The 18,145-nt window shown below is 37.4% G+C and carries 16 protein-coding genes and 1 pseudogene; 6 read left to right on the top strand and 11 right to left on the bottom strand.

The annotated features are described in order from the left end of the window. Positions 1-38 precede the first annotated feature (38 nt). Positions 39-1,016, bottom strand: coding sequence for a phosphoserine phosphatase (serB, locus tag ABN099_RS13180; protein WP_349464303.1), 978 nt, complete (start codon positions 1,014-1,016; stop codon positions 39-41). Positions 1,017-1,125: 109 nt separating this feature from the next. Between serB and ABN099_RS13175 the strand changes: the two are divergent. The 4 genes and pseudogenes from ABN099_RS13175 to ABN099_RS13160 all read left to right on the top strand — a co-directional run. Next, positions 1,126-1,806, top strand: a pseudogene (locus ABN099_RS13175) (YtjB family periplasmic protein); the annotation flags it as partial. Between the two features lie 370 nt (positions 1,807-2,176). Beyond that, on the top strand, positions 2,177-3,718 hold the full coding sequence (locus tag ABN099_RS13170) for a YjjI family glycine radical enzyme (protein WP_349464302.1): 1,542 nt from the start codon (positions 2,177-2,179) through the stop codon (positions 3,716-3,718). Beyond that, positions 3,690-4,556 carry a YjjW family glycine radical enzyme activase gene (locus tag ABN099_RS13165; RefSeq protein ID WP_349464300.1) on the top strand — a complete coding sequence of 289 codons (867 nt, stop codon included), beginning with the start codon at positions 3,690-3,692 and terminating at the stop codon, positions 4,554-4,556. Before ABN099_RS13170 ends, ABN099_RS13165 begins: the two co-directional genes overlap by 29 nt. Positions 4,557-4,706: 150 nt before the next feature. Next, on the top strand, positions 4,707-8,111 hold the full coding sequence (locus tag ABN099_RS13160) for an autotransporter domain-containing protein (RefSeq protein ID WP_349464298.1): 3,405 nt from the start codon (positions 4,707-4,709) through the stop codon (positions 8,109-8,111). A 139-nt stretch (positions 8,112-8,250) separates the two neighbouring features. Here ABN099_RS13160 and ABN099_RS13155 read toward each other — a convergent pair whose 3' ends face one another. From ABN099_RS13155 to ABN099_RS13130, 6 genes are all read right to left on the bottom strand, one after another. After that, the gene (locus tag ABN099_RS13155) at positions 8,251-8,880 is read right to left on the bottom strand and encodes an ATP-binding cassette domain-containing protein (protein WP_349464297.1); all 630 of its coding nucleotides are present in this window, start codon (positions 8,878-8,880) and stop codon (positions 8,251-8,253) included. A gap of 60 nt (positions 8,881-8,940) precedes the next feature. Next, positions 8,941-9,732 (bottom strand): ATP-binding cassette domain-containing protein, encoded by a 792-nt coding sequence (locus ABN099_RS13150; protein ID WP_349464296.1) that lies wholly within the window; start codon positions 9,730-9,732, stop codon positions 8,941-8,943. Next, on the bottom strand, positions 9,726-10,538 hold the full coding sequence (locus tag ABN099_RS13145) for an ABC transporter permease (protein WP_349464295.1): 813 nt from the start codon (positions 10,536-10,538) through the stop codon (positions 9,726-9,728). The genes ABN099_RS13150 and ABN099_RS13145 overlap by 7 nt, the downstream gene beginning before the upstream one ends. Continuing rightward, the gene (locus ABN099_RS13140) at positions 10,535-11,518 is read right to left on the bottom strand and encodes an ABC transporter permease (RefSeq protein ID WP_349464294.1); all 984 of its coding nucleotides are present in this window, start codon (positions 11,516-11,518) and stop codon (positions 10,535-10,537) included. The genes ABN099_RS13145 and ABN099_RS13140 overlap by 4 nt, the downstream gene beginning before the upstream one ends. After that, positions 11,503-13,086, bottom strand: a complete 1,584-nt coding sequence (locus tag ABN099_RS13135) for an ABC transporter substrate-binding protein (RefSeq protein WP_349464292.1) — start codon at positions 13,084-13,086, stop codon at positions 11,503-11,505. The genes ABN099_RS13140 and ABN099_RS13135 overlap by 16 nt, the downstream gene beginning before the upstream one ends. A 395-nt stretch (positions 13,087-13,481) precedes the next feature. Next, the gene (locus ABN099_RS13130) at positions 13,482-14,474 is read right to left on the bottom strand and encodes a glycosyltransferase (protein ID WP_349464290.1); all 993 of its coding nucleotides are present in this window, start codon (positions 14,472-14,474) and stop codon (positions 13,482-13,484) included. 399 nt (positions 14,475-14,873) lie between these two features. Between ABN099_RS13130 and ABN099_RS13125 the strand changes: the two genes are divergently transcribed. Beyond that, positions 14,874-15,428, top strand: coding sequence for a hypothetical protein (locus ABN099_RS13125; RefSeq protein WP_349464289.1), 555 nt, complete (start codon positions 14,874-14,876; stop codon positions 15,426-15,428). Continuing rightward, positions 15,425-15,790 (top strand): helix-turn-helix transcriptional regulator, encoded by a 366-nt coding sequence (locus ABN099_RS13120; protein WP_349464288.1) that lies wholly within the window; start codon positions 15,425-15,427, stop codon positions 15,788-15,790. The genes ABN099_RS13125 and ABN099_RS13120 overlap by 4 nt, the downstream gene beginning before the upstream one ends. 119 nt (positions 15,791-15,909) lie before the next feature. On the opposite strand, the gene hycI is transcribed toward ABN099_RS13120, so the two are convergent. The 4 genes from hycI to hyfH are packed head-to-tail and all read right to left on the bottom strand — an operon-like array spanning position 15,910 to position 18,140. Continuing rightward, positions 15,910-16,407 (bottom strand): hydrogenase maturation peptidase HycI, encoded by a 498-nt coding sequence (gene hycI / locus ABN099_RS13115; RefSeq protein WP_349464287.1) that lies wholly within the window; start codon positions 16,405-16,407, stop codon positions 15,910-15,912. Further along, entirely contained in the window at positions 16,404-16,814 is a 411-nt protein-coding gene (locus ABN099_RS13110; RefSeq protein ID WP_349464286.1) for a formate hydrogenlyase maturation HycH family protein, read from the bottom strand. The genes hycI and ABN099_RS13110 overlap by 4 nt, the downstream gene beginning before the upstream one ends. Then, entirely contained in the window at positions 16,807-17,589 is a 783-nt protein-coding gene (locus tag ABN099_RS13105; RefSeq protein WP_349464284.1) for an NADH-quinone oxidoreductase subunit B family protein, read from the bottom strand. Before ABN099_RS13105 ends, ABN099_RS13110 begins: the two co-directional genes overlap by 8 nt. After that, positions 17,586-18,140, bottom strand: a complete 555-nt coding sequence (hyfH, locus tag ABN099_RS13100) for a hydrogenase 4 subunit H (RefSeq protein WP_349464283.1) — start codon at positions 18,138-18,140, stop codon at positions 17,586-17,588. Before hyfH ends, ABN099_RS13105 begins: the two co-directional genes overlap by 4 nt. Positions 18,141-18,145 lie beyond the last annotated feature (5 nt).

Here is an 18,145-nt window from a genome sequence, read left to right as displayed (position 1 = left end):
CTCTCCCATTTATAACCTATTACTTATACTAGAAAAACTTAGCGTTCTTCGTGCTTTAAACCACCACTTAAAATACACATCACACCCATCAAATCAGCATGACGAATAGCGACTTTTGCCTGTGCATAAACTTTGGGTTTTGCATGATAAGCAATACCAAGCCCTGCTTTTCTGATCATTTTTAAATCGTTTGCGCCATCGCCAATAGCAATAGTTTGTTCTATTGGGATCTCTAAATCTTTTGCCAATCGCGCTAATACTTGAGCTTTGTATTTAGCATCAACAATTGTGCCTTTTACTTTACCAGTTAACTTACCATCTTTAATTTCAAGTTGGTTAGCAACCGCCGCGACTAAGCGTAATTTCTGTTTTAAATTATCAGCAAAATAAGTAAAACCACCCGATGCTATTGCGATATGCCAATCCATCGCTTGAAGTTTACGTACTAAGCTGGTTAAACCCGGCATAAGTGGTAAATCTTCCATCACTTTTTGTAAAATAGCCGCATCTGCGCCTTCAAGTTGAGCAACTCTTAGCTTTAAGCTTTCACTAAAATCCATTTCTCCTTGCATTGCGCGTTCAGTGATCTCAGCCACTTTATCGCCAACACCAGCAAGCCGAGCAATTTCATCAATACACTCAATCTGAATTGCCGTTGAGTCCATATCCATCACTAATAATCCTGGAGAACGTAAACGAGGAATTTCGCCCAGTGGTACCACGTCTAAGCCACATTCATCCGATAAACGACGGATACGACGCGTTAAGCTTCCAGCAATACGAACCACTTGGTAATCATCAATACGCCATGAAGAGACCACCACTATCGCTACGCCGAGTTTATGTTGGAACTCACTAATTCTTTTTTTATCGAGTTCACGACCATAAAGTAACCAACCGCTATCGCCAGCACGATAATCCAGTGGCATTACCTCTTCGCCACTCAATGATAACGGCAGTCCCGGCCATTTACGGATTTCATCTGGTAAATAGCAATAGGTCAGACTATTTGACATACTTATTCTCCTGTTTTCCCCTGTCTGAACAAAATAATCGTTATTCAGCCTATTCTATCTCTGGCTCATCTGGCAACATGCATATACTTGCTTACGCAAAAGGATGAACATGCTTAAAGACAAACTAAAATTCAAACTACAAAAAACGGCGATTATACTGATTTGTATCGCATTGTTGGCATTTCTTATGCAAGGCGCGTCTTATTTTAGCCGTGCTAATCAACATGCCCGTATTACCCAGTTTGAAGAGCTTGCTAAAACGCTGGCAGAACAAGTTGCGTTCTCTTTATCCAATTATATGGATGACAGCAGCAAAGATAACGTAAATCCCCTCATTATGGCTAATTTAAATCATCTTACTCATGATAGTCGGGTACTTGATGCCAGTCTCTATTTAGAAGACGGTACACAAATAGCCCATAGTGGTGAAGATGTCACTGTAAAAGAGCGATTAGCCCTTACAGGGCAGAAAAGCGGTGGTTCATTTAATCATCAACTGGTTGTTCCTGTGCCGGGTAAAGATAAACCAAAAGGGTTTCTCCGGCTCACTCTAGATACGCATCAGTTGGTCACTGAATCAAGCCAAGTTGATAACACCACCAATTTATTACGGGTGATGTTACTTGTGGCGTTGGCTATCGGCTTTTTATTATCTCATAACCTACTACAACTCACGCCAGTGCATTGGCAACAATCGCCTTATTTGCTCACAGCGAATTTACCTTCTCGCTCTGACGATAATGATGAAGAGAAAGATGAAAATAACGCAGAAAAAAGCGAAGATAAAAGTAACAGTGATATAAAAGAGTCCATTAATGTAGAAAATGATGATGCTGAACGGGCAGTTGATAATAGCGATAAACAAGATATCAGCGATGACCTTGAGAAAGACGATACTCTCGAAAAAAACAAACCATAAAGACATTATTTAAACTTATAAGAGCTAGTTAATTGAATTAAATCAACTTTTAATTAGCTCTTTGTTTATTTTAAAAAATACTATCGGATATATGTTCGAGTAAAAAAGTGAGTCTTTTCGTGCTATTGCCTTAATCTTCAAAGGGGATTTGTTTAATATCACAGTAATGCTCTTATCGAATCATTAACCTAAAAAGATAAGCTTTAGATCTTTTTCTCGTTCTTTAAGTACCGAGGTGGTTATGACTGAACAATCTGTTATTCAACGTTGTCAACAAATCGTAAAAAATCCAACCCTTTCCCCTGAACAAAAACGCCATTTTCTCGCGCTAGAAGCTGAAAATATGCTGCCTTATCCTTCACTTTCTAAAGATGCAGCTCACGCATTAGATGAACGGGTTATTTGCGATATGTATGAAGGTCATGCTCCTTATAAACCTCGTTATGTATTGCCTGATTATGCGAAGTTTTTAGCACAAGGATCTCACTATTTAGAGCTTGAGCCAGCACAAGATTTTGATGATGCACTGAATATGCTAACGATCCTTTATCATCATGTTCCTTCAGTGACCTCTATGCCGGTTTACTTAGGTCGTATTGATAAAATTTTACTACCCTATGTAGGTAAATTAACGCAAGAACAGCTTTACCCTAAATTAAAACGCTTTTGGCAATATCTTGATAGAACGCTACCTGATGCCTTTATGCATGCCAATATTGGTCCTGAAGATTCCATCATCACCCGATTAATTTTAAAAGTGGATGTAGAACTTCAACAAGTTGCGCCTAACCTCACCTTTATTTATGACGCCAATTCGACACCGTCTGATTTACTGCATCAAGCAATTACCAATATTTGCCACAGCAGTAAACCCCATATTGCCAATGGTACTTTGCAAGATGCCGTCTTTGGTAAAGATGAATATGGCATTGTGAGTTGCTACAACTCTCTGCCACAAAGTGGGGGTGGTAGTACGTTAGTGCGTATTAACCTTAAAGAAGTGGCTAATCGTAGCCAAAACAGCCAAGATTTTCTTGAAAACGTATTGCCGTTTTATATGCAAAAACAGATAGAGATTATCGACGCACGTTGTGAATTCCTCTACGAAAAATCTAACTTCTTTCAACAAAGCTTCTTAGTAGAAGAGGGGTTGATCTGCGCTGATCGTTTTGCCCCAATGTTTGGTATTTATGGCATGGCAGAAGCGGTTGCGCTATTACTTGAAAAAGAAGGTAAAAATGCCGCTTATGGCGATAACGAATCAGCGAATAAACTCAGCTATATTATTAGTGAAAAATTGGCACAATTCGTTGCTGATACACCGGTAAAATATGGCTGGAAACAGCGTGCAATGCTTCATGCTCAATCTGGTATTAGTTCTGATATTGGCACAACGCCAGCAACACGTATTCCTTATGGCAAAGAGCCTGATCCTGTCACGCATTTAATGACTGTAGCACCACACCATGCGTTTTATACTTCTGGTATTAGCGATATTTTAACCGTTGACGAAACGATTAAACAGAATCCAGATGCCTTAATGCAACTCTGTTTAGGGGCATTCTCTTCAGGATTAAGAGAATTTACTGCTAACGTAGGTGGCAACGATTTAGTGCGCGTTACAGGCTATATGGTTCGTTTATCTGACTTAAAAAAATATAAACAAGAAGGCTCGCGTTTAAACACCACTTGGTTAGGTGATGAAGCTACAGCAAACTGCCATATTGCTGAACGTAAACCACGAGTTATCAGTCATGAACAGCAGATGCGTTTCGATAAATAAAATACTGCCCTTCTCTTGTGTAGATGGTCCGGGCAATCGCCTAGCCATCTTTTTGCAAGGGTGTAATCTGCGCTGCAAAAATTGTCACAATCCTTATACCATGGGGATTTGTGACAATTGCGGTGACTGCATTCTGACTTGCCCACAACAAGCACTTTCATTACAAAATGGGATAATCAGTTGGAATAGCAGCAGTTGCGAACAATGTGATACTTGTATTCAACACTGTCCTCGCCAATCAAGCCCCATGACATTGACTTACACTGTTGACGAACTTATCGCAATTACCCGCAAATATGCAGCATTTATTAATGGTGTAACGGTAAGTGGCGGTGAATCAACCTTACAACTCCCTTTTCTGATTAATTACTTTAAAGCGATAAAAGAGAGCGCTGATCTTAAACACCTTACTTGTTTAATTGATAGTAATGGCACACTTTCTATTAATGGCTGGCAAAAAATAGCTCCTTATATGGATGGTGCTATGATCGATTTAAAAAGTTGGAGTGAAGAGTCGCACCTCTATTTAACGGGGCGTGGTAATCAACGAATTAAAGAATCAATCAAATGGTTAGCTAATAATAATTTACTTACAGAATTACGCCTTTTATATATTCCCGAAAAAACAGATTATTTAGAGAATATCGATTTACTTTCTAAGTTTATTAATTCACTTGGTGAATCCATTCTTATTAGAATTAATACATTTCATAATCATGGTGTATATGGCGAAGCAAAAGAGTGGCAACCCGCACAAAAAAATAATATTTATTTACTTAAAAAAGAACTAGTTAAAAGAAAAGTAAGCAATATAAAACTCCCGGAAGTGTATTCCTAATAATTATTTACTTAAACTAAGCATCATCATTTAAAATAACAACAAATATAATACTCTAAGCATTTTAAAATAAAACCCATTTGTATTGACAGAAAAATATTATCGAATTAATCTCCTAAAAGCCTGCCAATAATAGTGGAATCATAATAAATGCCTATAAACACGCCAAAGATAAAGCTTTCAATCATTATATCATTAATAATTAACTCTTCATTTGGTCATGCAAAATCTCCAGATGAAATAAAAGAAACTGATCCTATTAATTTCTTATTTACAAGATATGATGCTCAAAATTTAAATGAATATCCAAATAGTAAGCATCATCATGGTTCTCTCAATAATCGAGAAAAGCCAAATATACTAACATCAAAACATTCAACTATTGTTATTACTTCAAATAATAACAACCATACAATAAGCTATAATTCCGGAGTAAGTTTTAGTGCATTAGCAGTTAAAGATTTTAATAAAGTTAACTTTATTTCATTATCAGATAATGGTCGTTATGCTGTAGCACTAGGTGTCCATTCTGATAGCAAAGCTAAGAATAACGTATTTTTTATTTATGATACCATTACAAAAAAAGCATATAAGTTCGATCACAACGATGATATCACCTATGACAGAGATGACTATTTTTTTACGACACAAGACGGAAGATTTAGCCTTTATTCTGATTATGATCCAGAGACTTACCCTGCATTAAGAGTTAAGCATGGTGGATATACACCATATAATAGAATGGCATATACCCTATATGACCATAAAACAAAAAAAACAATATTATTAGGTAATATTGAAAATAGTGAATTAAATAATCATAAAGAAAAAGAGAGATTTAATACATTTAAAAAATTAGATTTCATTAACGACATCATAGATAAAAAACCAACAATTGTAAGTAGCTCTTTCGATGGCAAGTACTTATACGGTACTTATTATAGAGATAAAGATTTACAGAACACGACGCTTGCATTTATTTATGATAACGAAAATGAAAAATTAATCTCAATAAATAATTCATTATATGGTTCATCAAAAATAAATAAAATTTCAAAAAATAATATTTTTGTTGGTTGGTACGACTCTTGGGATAATAATAAAAAAATACTTAATCGTCAGGCATTTTTCTATCACCCGTCAGATACTAGAATTACGGATATTAAACCATTATATCAACCTAGCGCATCATTTGAGTTTAAAACAAATTCAGAGGCAACTGATATTTCTGATGACGGTAACATTATTGTTGGTTGGTCAGAAAACCAAGCGAAAAGAAATAAATATATAGATAATAAATATTCAAACTCTTATTATTTAAGACAAGCATTTATTTACTATAGAGATCAAGATCAGATATCTGCTCTTGATAATATGCAAGATGGTGATGAATCAGAGGCATTATCTATTTCTGCCGATGGACAGGTCATTTTTGGTTCTGCAAATGATAAAAAGAACAACTGGAAGCTTGTCGCTTGGAAGTTAAATAGTGATGATAATCTAAATCAAGATAGAAATAATGAAAAAATAAATATAGAAAATGCGCTAACTATTGCTAAAAATGATATTGGTTTAACCACAGAGTTATCTAATAGATTAAAAATTCAATTCGATAAAGAAAAAAATAATCTCGAAAAATTAAAAGAGAGTTTAATAACGCAACAACAAGGAAATGAAGAAAAAATAAGGGAAATAACACAGAAACAAGAGGTAATGGAGCCTCTTTTAGATAAAGACGAAGATGGTTATTACAGTAAAAACGCGCATATTTATGAGCAATATAAAGATGACATAACTCGTTATACAAACGAAAATAATAAAATAAAACAAAGCCTTACAAACTTTGATAATATGCAAGAAAGTCAAAACTTAAAATTTATTGAGGCTCAATACGGCGAAGTACAAAAGGCACTTACAGAACTACAAGCTGCCTCTAAGCAAGAAGAAGCCAAAGAGAAACAACGTTTAGCAGAAGAGAAAGCCAAAGCAGAAGCCGATGCAAAAGTTAAAGCAGATGCCAAAGAAGCTCAGCGTATAGCTGAAGAGAAAGCCAAAGCAGAAGCCGATGCAAAAGCTAAAGCAGATGCCAAAGAAGCTCAGCGTATAGCTGAAGAGAAAGCCAAAGCAGAAGCCGATGCAAAAGTTAAAGCAGATGCCAAAGAAGCTCAGCGTATAGCTGAAGAGAAAGCCAAAGCAGAAGCGGATGCAAAAGAAGCTCAGCGTATAGCTGAAGAGAAAGCCAAAGCAGAAGCCGATGCAAAAGCCAAAGCAGATGCCAAAGAAGCTCAGCGTATAGCTGAAGAGAAAGCCAAAGCAGAAGCGGATGCCAAAGCTAAAGCAGAAGCCGATGCAAAAGCCAAAGCTGAAGCCAAAGAAGCTCAGCGTATAGCAGAAGAGAAAGCTAAAGCAGAAGCCGATGCAAAAGCTAAAGCAGAAGCCAAAGAAGCTCAGCGTATAGCTGAAGAAAAAGCTAAAGCAGAAGCTGATGCCAAAGCTAAAGCAGAAGCCGATGCAAAAGCCAAAGAGCTGATCCCTGTAGACGATGAATTGGAACTACGAGCAAAAGAGAAAGAAAAAAATAAACCGTCAGTCACTATCAGCAAACCAATTGATATCGAAAATACTTACCGTTCTATGCAATTAGCCGCTGAAAATGGTTATAAACTTATCAATCAACAACAAGGTCAGTTACGTTATCTTGCTTCAGCAACCTGTAATGTAGGGTCAGAAAAAGCCTGTATTAGCGGATTTACTCACTATCAGCACCTAAATAAAGCGAATGCGACACAAACTGGTTTAAGTGGCGCTTATCGTTTTGATATTAATCATATTCCACTGGTTGTTGGTTTAGCTATTGATACTGATGTTTATTCATCACTACCTAAAGGCTATAAACACCAAGGATATCCATTACCTTTAATTGGTTTTAGTCTTGATTTAATTCCCTCTTTAAATAAAGAGTTAAATACCAACGCATTACATTTATCGCTAAAAGGCGCTTATTTAAATCGCAAAGTCTCTATTGAACGTGAGCGATTAGAAAATACAGAAGCAGGTAAAGGCAAAGCTAAACTTTCTGGTTATTATGTTGAACTACAAGGTTATTATCCCTATTCAGCGACAAAACATTTAACACTAACACCTTTTGCTGGTATCACCTTTAATGAGGTTTCTCGCTCTGCTTATAGTGAAACCCAAGGTGCTGAATTTATTGCTCATTATGACAAATTAAAACAACAGGCTCTTTCCGCTAAATTAGGTATAGGCATGGACTATTTATTAAATCCATCACTTACTCTTAATACAAAAGCAGGTATGTTCTGGCAGTTATCGCAAAAACAGCGCGATTTTCGTAGTCAGATTGATTATTTAGGTCAGCAAAATATTGAGTATGCAGGAGATAAAAAACAGTTAAAACTACGACCATTTGCAAATATGGGATTAACTTATCAACTTGATAAACAGTCCTCATTATCAACATCAGCAAATTGGGAAATGACAACTTATCGTTATCACGATATACAATTAGGCATCAACTACACCTATCGTTTTTAATTCCTTATTATCATGTGTAGGGCATGATATGGATGTAATATTCGGCTTCCTATATTAAACATATAGGAGGCTTTTTTTTACGATCTTTTTAACTACTACAGTTTTAACTACTACAGCTTCAATTAATACAATAAGAATTCTATTGATTGATTATTTTAGAAATATCTTTGTCTTTATCAACCCACCAAACTGTAGTGGACACTTTTTCTAATAGTGCTTTATTGTGACTAAAAATAATCAAACTTAACGGACGCTGCTGGCTTTCATCTATTAATACTTGCCAAATCTCAGCTTGAATTTTGGCATCTAATTGCGCGGTAACTTCATCAGCGATTAAAATTTGGGTACGTGGATCTAATGCCCGTAATAATGCAATTCGAGCTAATTCTCCACCCGATAATTCATTAGGTCTACGTGATAACCACTCTGATTTTATTTTAAGTTTTTCAAGCCAACTTTTATCAGGACACCACGCATCACGTACACTATCCCCTGTTGAACGAAAAGGATTAAAACATTTGTCAGGATGTTGAGGGACTAATTGAATTGGGCAATAACCTTTACTGGGTAACGGTTGTTGATTAAAAAGAATAGTGCCACTTGTTGGTGCTTGCCACTGCGCTAATACTCGACCTAATGTGGTTTTTCCTGTACCACTAGGTGCTGATATTCCTAGTCTCTCTCCTGCTTCTAACGAGAACGAGAGATCTTGCCATAACAGCTTACCTGCTTGCTTCACAGATAATTGTTGTAGCTCTAAAAGTGCCATAGGAATAACTCCAGTAATAACGTATTTCTTGGTATGTTCAAAAATAAGGCAGATCAACAACTAACTTAATGATGTTTCATGCTGCTGCAAAAATTGTTGCTCCGGTAAAGCATTCCACAAGGTTTTAAGCCACTCGCTTCCCTCATAATGGTGAAGTGAGACAGCAGGAACAATCTCATTTAATTCACCTTGATTTAACACCGCAATTGTATCAGCAAAGCGTGCAGCTAAAGCGAGATCATGAGTTACCCATAACACGGATTTACCTTGGTTACATAATTCGCGCAAATGACCTAAAAGCAAACTTGCATGTTCATCATCAAGCCATGATGTTATCTCATCTGCCAAAATATATTGTGCATTAGATAATGTCGCATTACATGCCAAAATACGCTTTGCCATGCCGCCTGAAAGTTTTGCAGGATACGTTGTTACTAATGAGCTAGAGAGATGATAAAGACCCAGCTGCTCGGCAATATCGTCAGTAGTCACATCAGCACCACTTAAACGCGCAGAACGACTGAGTTGCTCACCAATACAAATCAATGGGTTTAATGCTGATACACCTTGTGGAATATAGCAAAAGGTATTGCCACGATAAGCAATAAGCTCTCTCTCTGTTAAGGTGTGACCATTTAATTTAATTGCGCCACGAACACGCATATTAGCAGGTAAAAGCCCTAATGCACTTTGTAGCAACAAGCTTTTCCCTTCACCACTCCCTCCCACTAATGCCAGCATTTTTCCGGGTTTAATATCGAGTGATATTGATTTTAGCAATGGCTGCCAACTTCGTTTTCCTAACCAACGAAATTGTGCAATATCAATGGAAAGCTGTTCAAAACTTAACATCCTGCACCTCTTAACCAAAGCTGTTGCATAGCCTTAGCAAATTGATCAAATATCAGTACTAGACACATTAAAATTAACCCCGGGAATACCACCATCCACCAAGAGCCAGTACTTAAATAGCGCAGCGCATCCGCAAGTAACAGACCCAAAGAAGGTTCATGAGCCGCTTGCCCGAAACCTAAAAAACTCAGTGCAGCACTATGTAATACAGCATGTGGAAACATCAGCAAAGTACCCACAATCCACTGTGGCAATAACATTGGAATATAGTGTTTTTTTATACATTCAAAAGGAGTGTTACCAATACGACGCGATAACATAACGTAATCGGCTTCACGAACACGTTGGATTTCGCCACGTAAAATCAGTGCAAGCTTAGGCCAATGTGTTAACGCCACAGCCCATATTACCCCTTGTTGCCCACCACCTAATGTAAAACAGATCAATATCAGCAGTAATAAGTGAGGTAGTGCTAACAGTGCATCAACAACGCCTCTAACCAGAAAATCACAATAGCGATTGATGGAAGAGATACCGGCAAAAATCAGTGCGATAGTGCCACTCACAACGGCACTGGTGACACCAATATTTAAACTACTTAGCATGCCCTGAAAACAACGTAACCAAAGCGAACGACCAAGATTATCAGTACCAAACCAATATTGATCAGAAGGAGCCTGATTTCTTGCCAAAAAATCCATTGCGATATCAGTATGAGAAACAGAAAATCCATAAGCAACTAACCCAATCAAGGCGAGGGTTACCAATAAAAGTCGCAATAGAGGCTTATTAGGATCGTAAATCATGAGTCTCGCAAAATTCCTTTATTAATACGTCGTAATAGCGAGTTAGAAATACTATTACCAATAAAAATCAAGATAGTACTGAAAACCACAATGCCCATTAACAGTGGAATATCACCCCGTAACCCAGCATCAACAGTTGCTTGTCCTAAGCCGGGATAAGCAAATACTTTTTCAGCGAGTAATGAACCACCAAGAAGTTCACCAATTGATGCAAACTGTAAGCAAAGTGCAGGTGTAATGGCATGACGTAGAACATGAAATATCATCATAGCCCAACCTTTATCACCTTGTGCTTTAGCAAAATGAATAAATTCACTGCCCATCACCTCAGCAACTTTAGCGCGAGTATGAAGTGCAATATTTCCGGTTCCTAATAGTCCAAGCGCTATCATCGGTAAAATAAGGTGAGAGAAGCGCTGGCTAAAGGTTGCAGCTTCTGAGCTACTGCCCATGGGCCAAGCACAGCAAATCGGTGCCCAATGTAAGGTGACAGAAAATAGTGATAATAGTAATAAGCCGACCCAAAACGTGGGTAATGACGCTAAAAGGTAAGAGAGAGTTGAGATTATTTTATCTGGCAGACGATTAAGATAACGCCCAGCAACTAATCCCATAAACACACCCACCACACCAGAAAAAATCCATGCTGAAAATAACAAAATAAAGGAAGGTCCAGCACGCTCTTTTATAACATCAATAACGGGTGTGTTATAAAGCATCGAGTAACCAAAATCTCCCTGAATAATTTGGCTAAACCAAAACCAAAATCGCATCCATAAGGGTTGGTCTAATCCCCAACGCGCTGCAATCAGGGGATATTGCTCTGGCGGTACATTGAGCAAATCACTCCCGATATACGCCTTAATTGGATCGATAGGTGAAAAACTTAATAAAATAAAAACACCCGCTGTTGTCACCAACAGCAGGCATAAGAGTCGCAGGAAAAATCCTGCACTTTGACGTATTACTGACAAGTCCACTTCCAAGTATCTACACTATTTAATAATGACCATGAACCATGAATTTCAGGTGTACCAGTGCCTAAATCTACGCAAGGGTTAGTGAGATAAGTATGTTGGACATTCATTAACCAAGCCCAAGCAGCATCACCTTTTACACCAACACCGTTTTTACCATCCCACTCTACAGCTTTCCAATGCGGAACGGCTTCTTGCCATGTATGAGCATCGAGTGCGGCTTGAAGATGTTTTTCAACCTCAGGGTTTTTATAATAACCCGGATTGTAATAACCGACACCCGCTGCATTGGTGCTGTAGTGGTGATATAGCTCCATAGGATCAAGGCTACCCCAACCAAATAGAGTAGGATTTGAGTGCATATAGCGCTCTACGGTATCCCAACTCCCTGATTTAAGGTCCATCTGAATGCCTAATGGCTGGACTAAAGCACGGATAGATTCGGCTAAATCACGGCGAGTCGCATCACCACTGGTATACCACAGGGTCAATTTAGCTTCTAAACCCTCTTTTTCACGGATACCGTTTTTATTTAACTTCCAACCGGCATCTTCAAGAATTTGTTTTGCCTTTTCAACATCACCGTCTTTAAATGCCGCTTCAGTTTGATCCCAAGGCAACCCTTTTACACCGGTATAAGCAGGGATCGCATAACCATCAAGAACTTGTTCTGCTAATAATTTACGATCAAGGGCATAGTTAATCGCTTTACGAATAGCAACATCTGCGGTGATATCATTACCAATATCATAGCCTAATTCATTTTTTTCACCGGATTTCACCATTGGAAAAACAATCCCACGATTTTCAACACTAGGACGTTCCCATAATTTGATGTTAGGTAAATTTTTCGCTATTGCTGCGGTTGCAGGAGGAATACGAACAATACCTAGTTGTCCACTTTGCGCTGCGGCAAAAGCAGCATCTTCATCAAGGAAGACAAAAACCAGCTTTTCAAAATCGTTTTTCTGTCCAGCATAATAAGGGTTAGCTTCTACAATAAGTTGCTGCCCTGGTTGGAAACTCACCATGCGATAAGGACCTGCACCTATTGGTTTTTGTGCATAGGTTTTTTCATCATATTTATCAGCAGAAACAATACCCAGTGAACCTAATACGTTAACAAAGGTACTTTGTGGTGCTTTTAGTGTGATGGTAACGTGTAAATCATCATCTGCTTTTGCAGTGAGGAAATTACCCATATCAACTTTACCGCCACTTGCCGCTGCATTGTTATAAGTGAAAACAATGTCTTTTGCCGTTAATGGCAATCCATCAGAAAATTTTAAATCTGGTTTTAGGGTAAGTTTCCACGTTTTACCATCTTCACTTGGCTGATAGTCACTTAGCATATTGCTATACCAAGTCAGATCCGCATTTTGTTTTAACAATGGGCTATGAAGTAATAAATAGCTGCCATGACTCCAGCCTAACATTGGATCAAATCCTTCTGTTGGCTCTTCACCAATTGCTAATTTTAATGTTTGTGCAGATACTGCAAAAGGTGTGCTAAAAGCGGCTAAGCAAGTTAATGCAACTAATGATTGCCGCCAACCAAACCGAATAGACATAAATATTCTCCGATTTTTTAGATACGACTTACCACCAGTCTCTATCAATAAAAGAAGAGGCTGAAATAAGATAATGATTGTTATTATGACGTACTGCAACAACGAGTGCAGACTAAGGAATTATTCGCCAACATCATAAAGTTTTTCATTCAAAGACTCGAATAATATTAGGCACTTTATTGATTTTACATAAACTTTTATTAAGCAACACACCTCATTATGGCAAACTTCTAACTAGGGCACATTATTTTTCTCGTAAATAAGTTATATAATTCACACTGCTTCTTATTAGTGAGCAGAAAAGAGAATAAAATGTTATTTTTACGCAACTCAATTAATATATTTCCTTTCTGCTTATTTTAAAATAAAAAAACAGGTGCTAAATGCACCTATTTCTATTTATCATTGAGGATCTTTTTTAATTTAAAATAGCGCCGCCCTAAGCGCCAACGTAATCTAAAATCCTTCGCGTTCTGCCAAATTAGTGCCCAAATACCACGCTCAAATAACTCTTGTACCATTTGCCTTTTTATTTCAATGGATTGAATACAATCAATAGAATGAATAATACCTAAACCTTCTTTCGCAATTTGCCAGTAACATGCATTAATATTTTTAGCGATATCTTTATGTTTTTGATTAATGTCGTTTAACATCTCTAAAATTTTCATGTAGTTATATATTGTTCTAGCATGAATATGGTCATCAGGCGTTGTATGTGAAACAGAGTTTGCATGAATCAAATAGTCATAATAACGTTCATCAATATATTCGACACGCTCCGCGGTGAGTAACACTTCTGTTGTCCATGGAATATCTTGATGATGTAAGCCGGGTTCAAATCGGTAACCATGCGCTAATAAAAATTCTCGACGATAAATATTTAACCAAGTGACATGTAGGAATTTTTTAGATTCTAACGCAATTTTAAGCCATTGAGGCCCTGTGACTATACCTGTAGAACTCAGTCGATTAGAAGGGAAAATAGGTCGAGAAGGACGTCCATTATCGTATATATAATTTCCATTACAGGTTGCTACATCTAAGTTTCCATGTTGAGCAATTTCAAGCAACCGAGGATACATTTTCTCATTAATAACATCGTCGATATCAGGAAATGCAACATATTCCCCTTTAGCAATATCAAACCCTGTATTACGCGCAACGGAAACGCCCTGATTTTTTTGAGTTAAAATAGTAACAGCGGGAAATTTATCTTTCCATTTATAAAGTATTTCAAGGGAACGGTCTGTAGAGCCATCATCAACAAGTATTAGCTCCCAATATTCTAGCTTTTGTGCTTGTAAGCAGCTGAAAAATTGGTGTAAAAATTTTTCGCCATTATAAACAGCAACAACAATACTTAATTGAGGCATAGAAGAAGACATAACCAACCTTTTTATTCTTTTTTGTATAATCCGGATAAATAAACACCGTTATTAAATTATTTGCGATAAGGATAGCAAACTTACGGCTTAGATAATGAAGCTAATCTTGCTATGTCTTAATTTTATCTTCAGACAAAAAACACACTTTTCTGTTAAATAACAATAAAAAACGCTACAAATATCAATAACTATAGTTAATTCATTCAGTAGAATAATCAAAGAAGGATTAAGTAGTAAAAACAGTTAGGGAAATGACGAAAGGAAAAATTAAGGTTAGCGTGGGAAAAAGCGGTTATTAGCGATAGGTGCATTTAGAAATGAGTAATATAAGTTACGTTATTATCCATTTTTATGGTTTAATGAGTAAAATATCACTCATTAGCTAGTGGGGTAATTATTATGGAGAAAATAACATTACAAGCATTTATTAACCAGGAGTGGAGAGATATTGCTATTATTCATTTTCCTGATCATGATCGCGCATTATATGCAAGCAAGTATGATATTACCTATCCGATCACCGAATTAGTCTATGAAGCAGATTACGCAATAGATTACCTATTCCGAGACGACCATTATGCTGTTTCTTTAAATCATCCTGTAGAACTCTATTTTGATGATTATGGTTCACCCGGTTGGCTTAAATTTCTAGATGATATTGTTCCTAGTGGAGCCAGCCGAAGATATTGGATCCAATATCTTGATCTTGCTGGACTCACTGTCGAACAACAAAATTATAAATTACTTCGTTCTGGTACTATTTCACCTATTGGGAATTTACGTGTAAAAGAATCATTACCTGAACCACCAGCTTTAAAAGAAACAGCATTACAACTGCTCACTTTAAAAGAGAGGTTAAAGGTTAGAGGTGTACCAGAACAAATTCTAACCATGCCTACATTTGGTTTTGATTTTATACCTAATAAGTTAGAACGCTGGGGAATATTGTCATGAATAAAATTCAAATCACTACTCCCCCTGTAAGGGCATCTAAAACGCATCAATTCGTTGCAACGACCGAGAGAAAAAAAGTTATTAATCAAATTATGACTCGTTTATTGTTTGGAGAAATAACTCAAGGAGAAGCATTAAAAACGCTAAGAATAAGAATATTAGGATTAAATCAAGATAGTTATGCAAAACTCATTAATGTTTCACGTAAAACATTATCTGAAATTGAGAATGATAAAGGTAATTGTTCTACAGATATCATTAATAAAATATTCAAACCATTTGGTTTAAAAGTTGGGTTAGTTCCGTCCTCTCCTCATATTTTATTTTCATTACTAAAAGAACACAATCTCAATAATGAGTAATATAAGTTACGTTATTATCCATTTTCACAGTTAATGACACTTATATTACTCATTAAAGCAAAACATCCGCAAAAGCGGATGTTTCTATTTTTATAGGTGGATACCTGTACTGCTTTTATTTATTCACTATCTTCTTCATCACAAACTTCAAGTTCTGGAAAGTAATCTACTCGCCATGATTTGATGCCTTGATAAACTTCATCTACCGCATTTTTTACGGCTTCACTCATTGGATAATAAAATCCAACTAAATCAGGCTGTATTCCTAGAAAAGTAATATCTGGAATATCATCTTTTAATTGATCAATCAGAAAATTTAGCGGCATATTGTGGGTGCTCATAATGAACATCTCCGCAATATAATCAGGGTCTATTACTCTGATTTCGCCCGGTTTTAAACCAATATCAGCCGCATCAACAATGACAACACACTGGGGTTGTAGCTCCCGCACTTGATAAGAGACATTCTCTGGTGCACTTCCGCCATTAATAACGATCCATCCTTCAATAGGATTAGCTTCCATTAACTCCGCTAATAATGGACCTGCACCATCGTCTCCCATCATGCTATTTCCAACGGTTAATACCACCTTGGGTGCTGTCATCTGTTTACTCATGGTTTTCTCTTCACAATTAAATAAATAGCAGGTTCAACAACAATTTCACCCAACAAATTAATTAACTTTTGGCTCCATTCGCTAAAAATTGGATCTTCATTTTTAGTGATAGGATCAAATGCCAGTGCCAATAAATGGGTGTGCTCAGAGTTAATATTTATCTCACCAAAAGTCAGCAATCCTTGCATTTTTCGTTTTGCTTCGCCTTCAGGAAGAAGCGCAATCCATGCTTTATATTTTTCAAGTGGGCACACTAACTCTGTCTTTAAGCAGTCAATCATGCCAACGTGGTGACCTATCGCCAGCGAGTAATACATAACTTGCTGTGCTTCTGCTGGTACATCATCGTCGCTATCAACAAACTTTTGTCTTAATGACCAAAAATAGACATTCGCGTCATCAGACATGAACACCTCCTTGACTTAATGAATGAACAAGCCGTTTCACAATCTCAGATAACCGAGGATCGTTAGCTTGGCGTAACCATTCATCCACTCTACCACTCACTTCCTGTACTGTCGCGCCATCAAGTAGCGTGAGGAAATGGTCGCTTATTTGTCTTCCTTGATAATAACCGGCAAGACGACGCGCTTCGCGTTCAATCATCACTCGTGCATCTAATGGAATTGAAGGCAGAATAAGTGATGCTTGCTCATTTTCTATTTCAGTGTGTGAAACACCTTTTAGTTTTTGATCAAGCAAACCTAATGCAACTGCAAAACCATAGATAGTTGCAGCGGGTGTTGGAGGACAACCTGGGATCCAAACATCGATAGGAACGATAGATTCACTACCACCCCATACGCAGTAAAGATCATGGAAAATACCGCCACCACAACCACATGCACCATAAGAGATACAAATTTTTGGATCGGGTGCTGATTCATAAGCACGTAATGCAGGAACACGCATTTGACGTGTTACCGCACCTGTAAATAATAAAATATCAGCATGACGAGGCGAGGCGACGACTTTGATACCAAAACGTTCAGCATCAAAAACAGGGGTAATCGCTGAGAAAATTTCAATTTCACAACCATTACAGCCGCCACAGTCAACACGGTATACATAAGCTGAACGTTGAATATCTTTCAACAGTGTCTGTTTTAGCTTCTTCACCTGATCACTTAATGTGATGGGTTGACTAACATGATGATTAACGGGAATTTCTGGAAGACTCATTTTTTTGCACCCCCGATATTGCCCATACTTAGATTCTCTTGGCCATCGGATAACAGATTATGTTTACGCTTACAGTCAGGACAGGTTTCAAATTGTGGACGCATAGATTCCACCGTTTTTTCATCCCAGCCAGAGTGCACTAATAGCGCCATAGCATAATCGACAGATTTTTTTGGCGTAAATGGCTGATGACATTCACGACAACTCAATAATTTAAAGGTCCCTTTAATATAGAGATCCGATTTTTGAGTCACTGCCGTTTCAAACATATCTGATAAAACAATCGCTCTTGTTGGGCAAACTTCTTCACAGCGACCACAGTAGATACACCGACCGATAAACAGTTGCCAGTAACGCTCACCTGTTTCCAGATTATTTTCCATCGTTAATGCATTAGCAGGACAGGCTGCGGTGCATGCACCACAAACAATACACTGCTGAGCATCGTACTCAGGCTTTCCTCTGAAACCATCAGGTAAATCCAGCGGCTTAAATGGATATTTTGTCGTTGCTTCGCCTGTTTTAATAATGGTTTTAAACAATTTTAACATCGTTC

The sequence above is a fragment of the Proteus hauseri genome, assembly GCF_040139125.1.
GTDB lineage: Bacteria > Pseudomonadota > Gammaproteobacteria > Enterobacterales > Enterobacteriaceae > Proteus > Proteus hauseri_B.
This window is presented reverse-complemented; position numbering and strand designations above follow the sequence as displayed.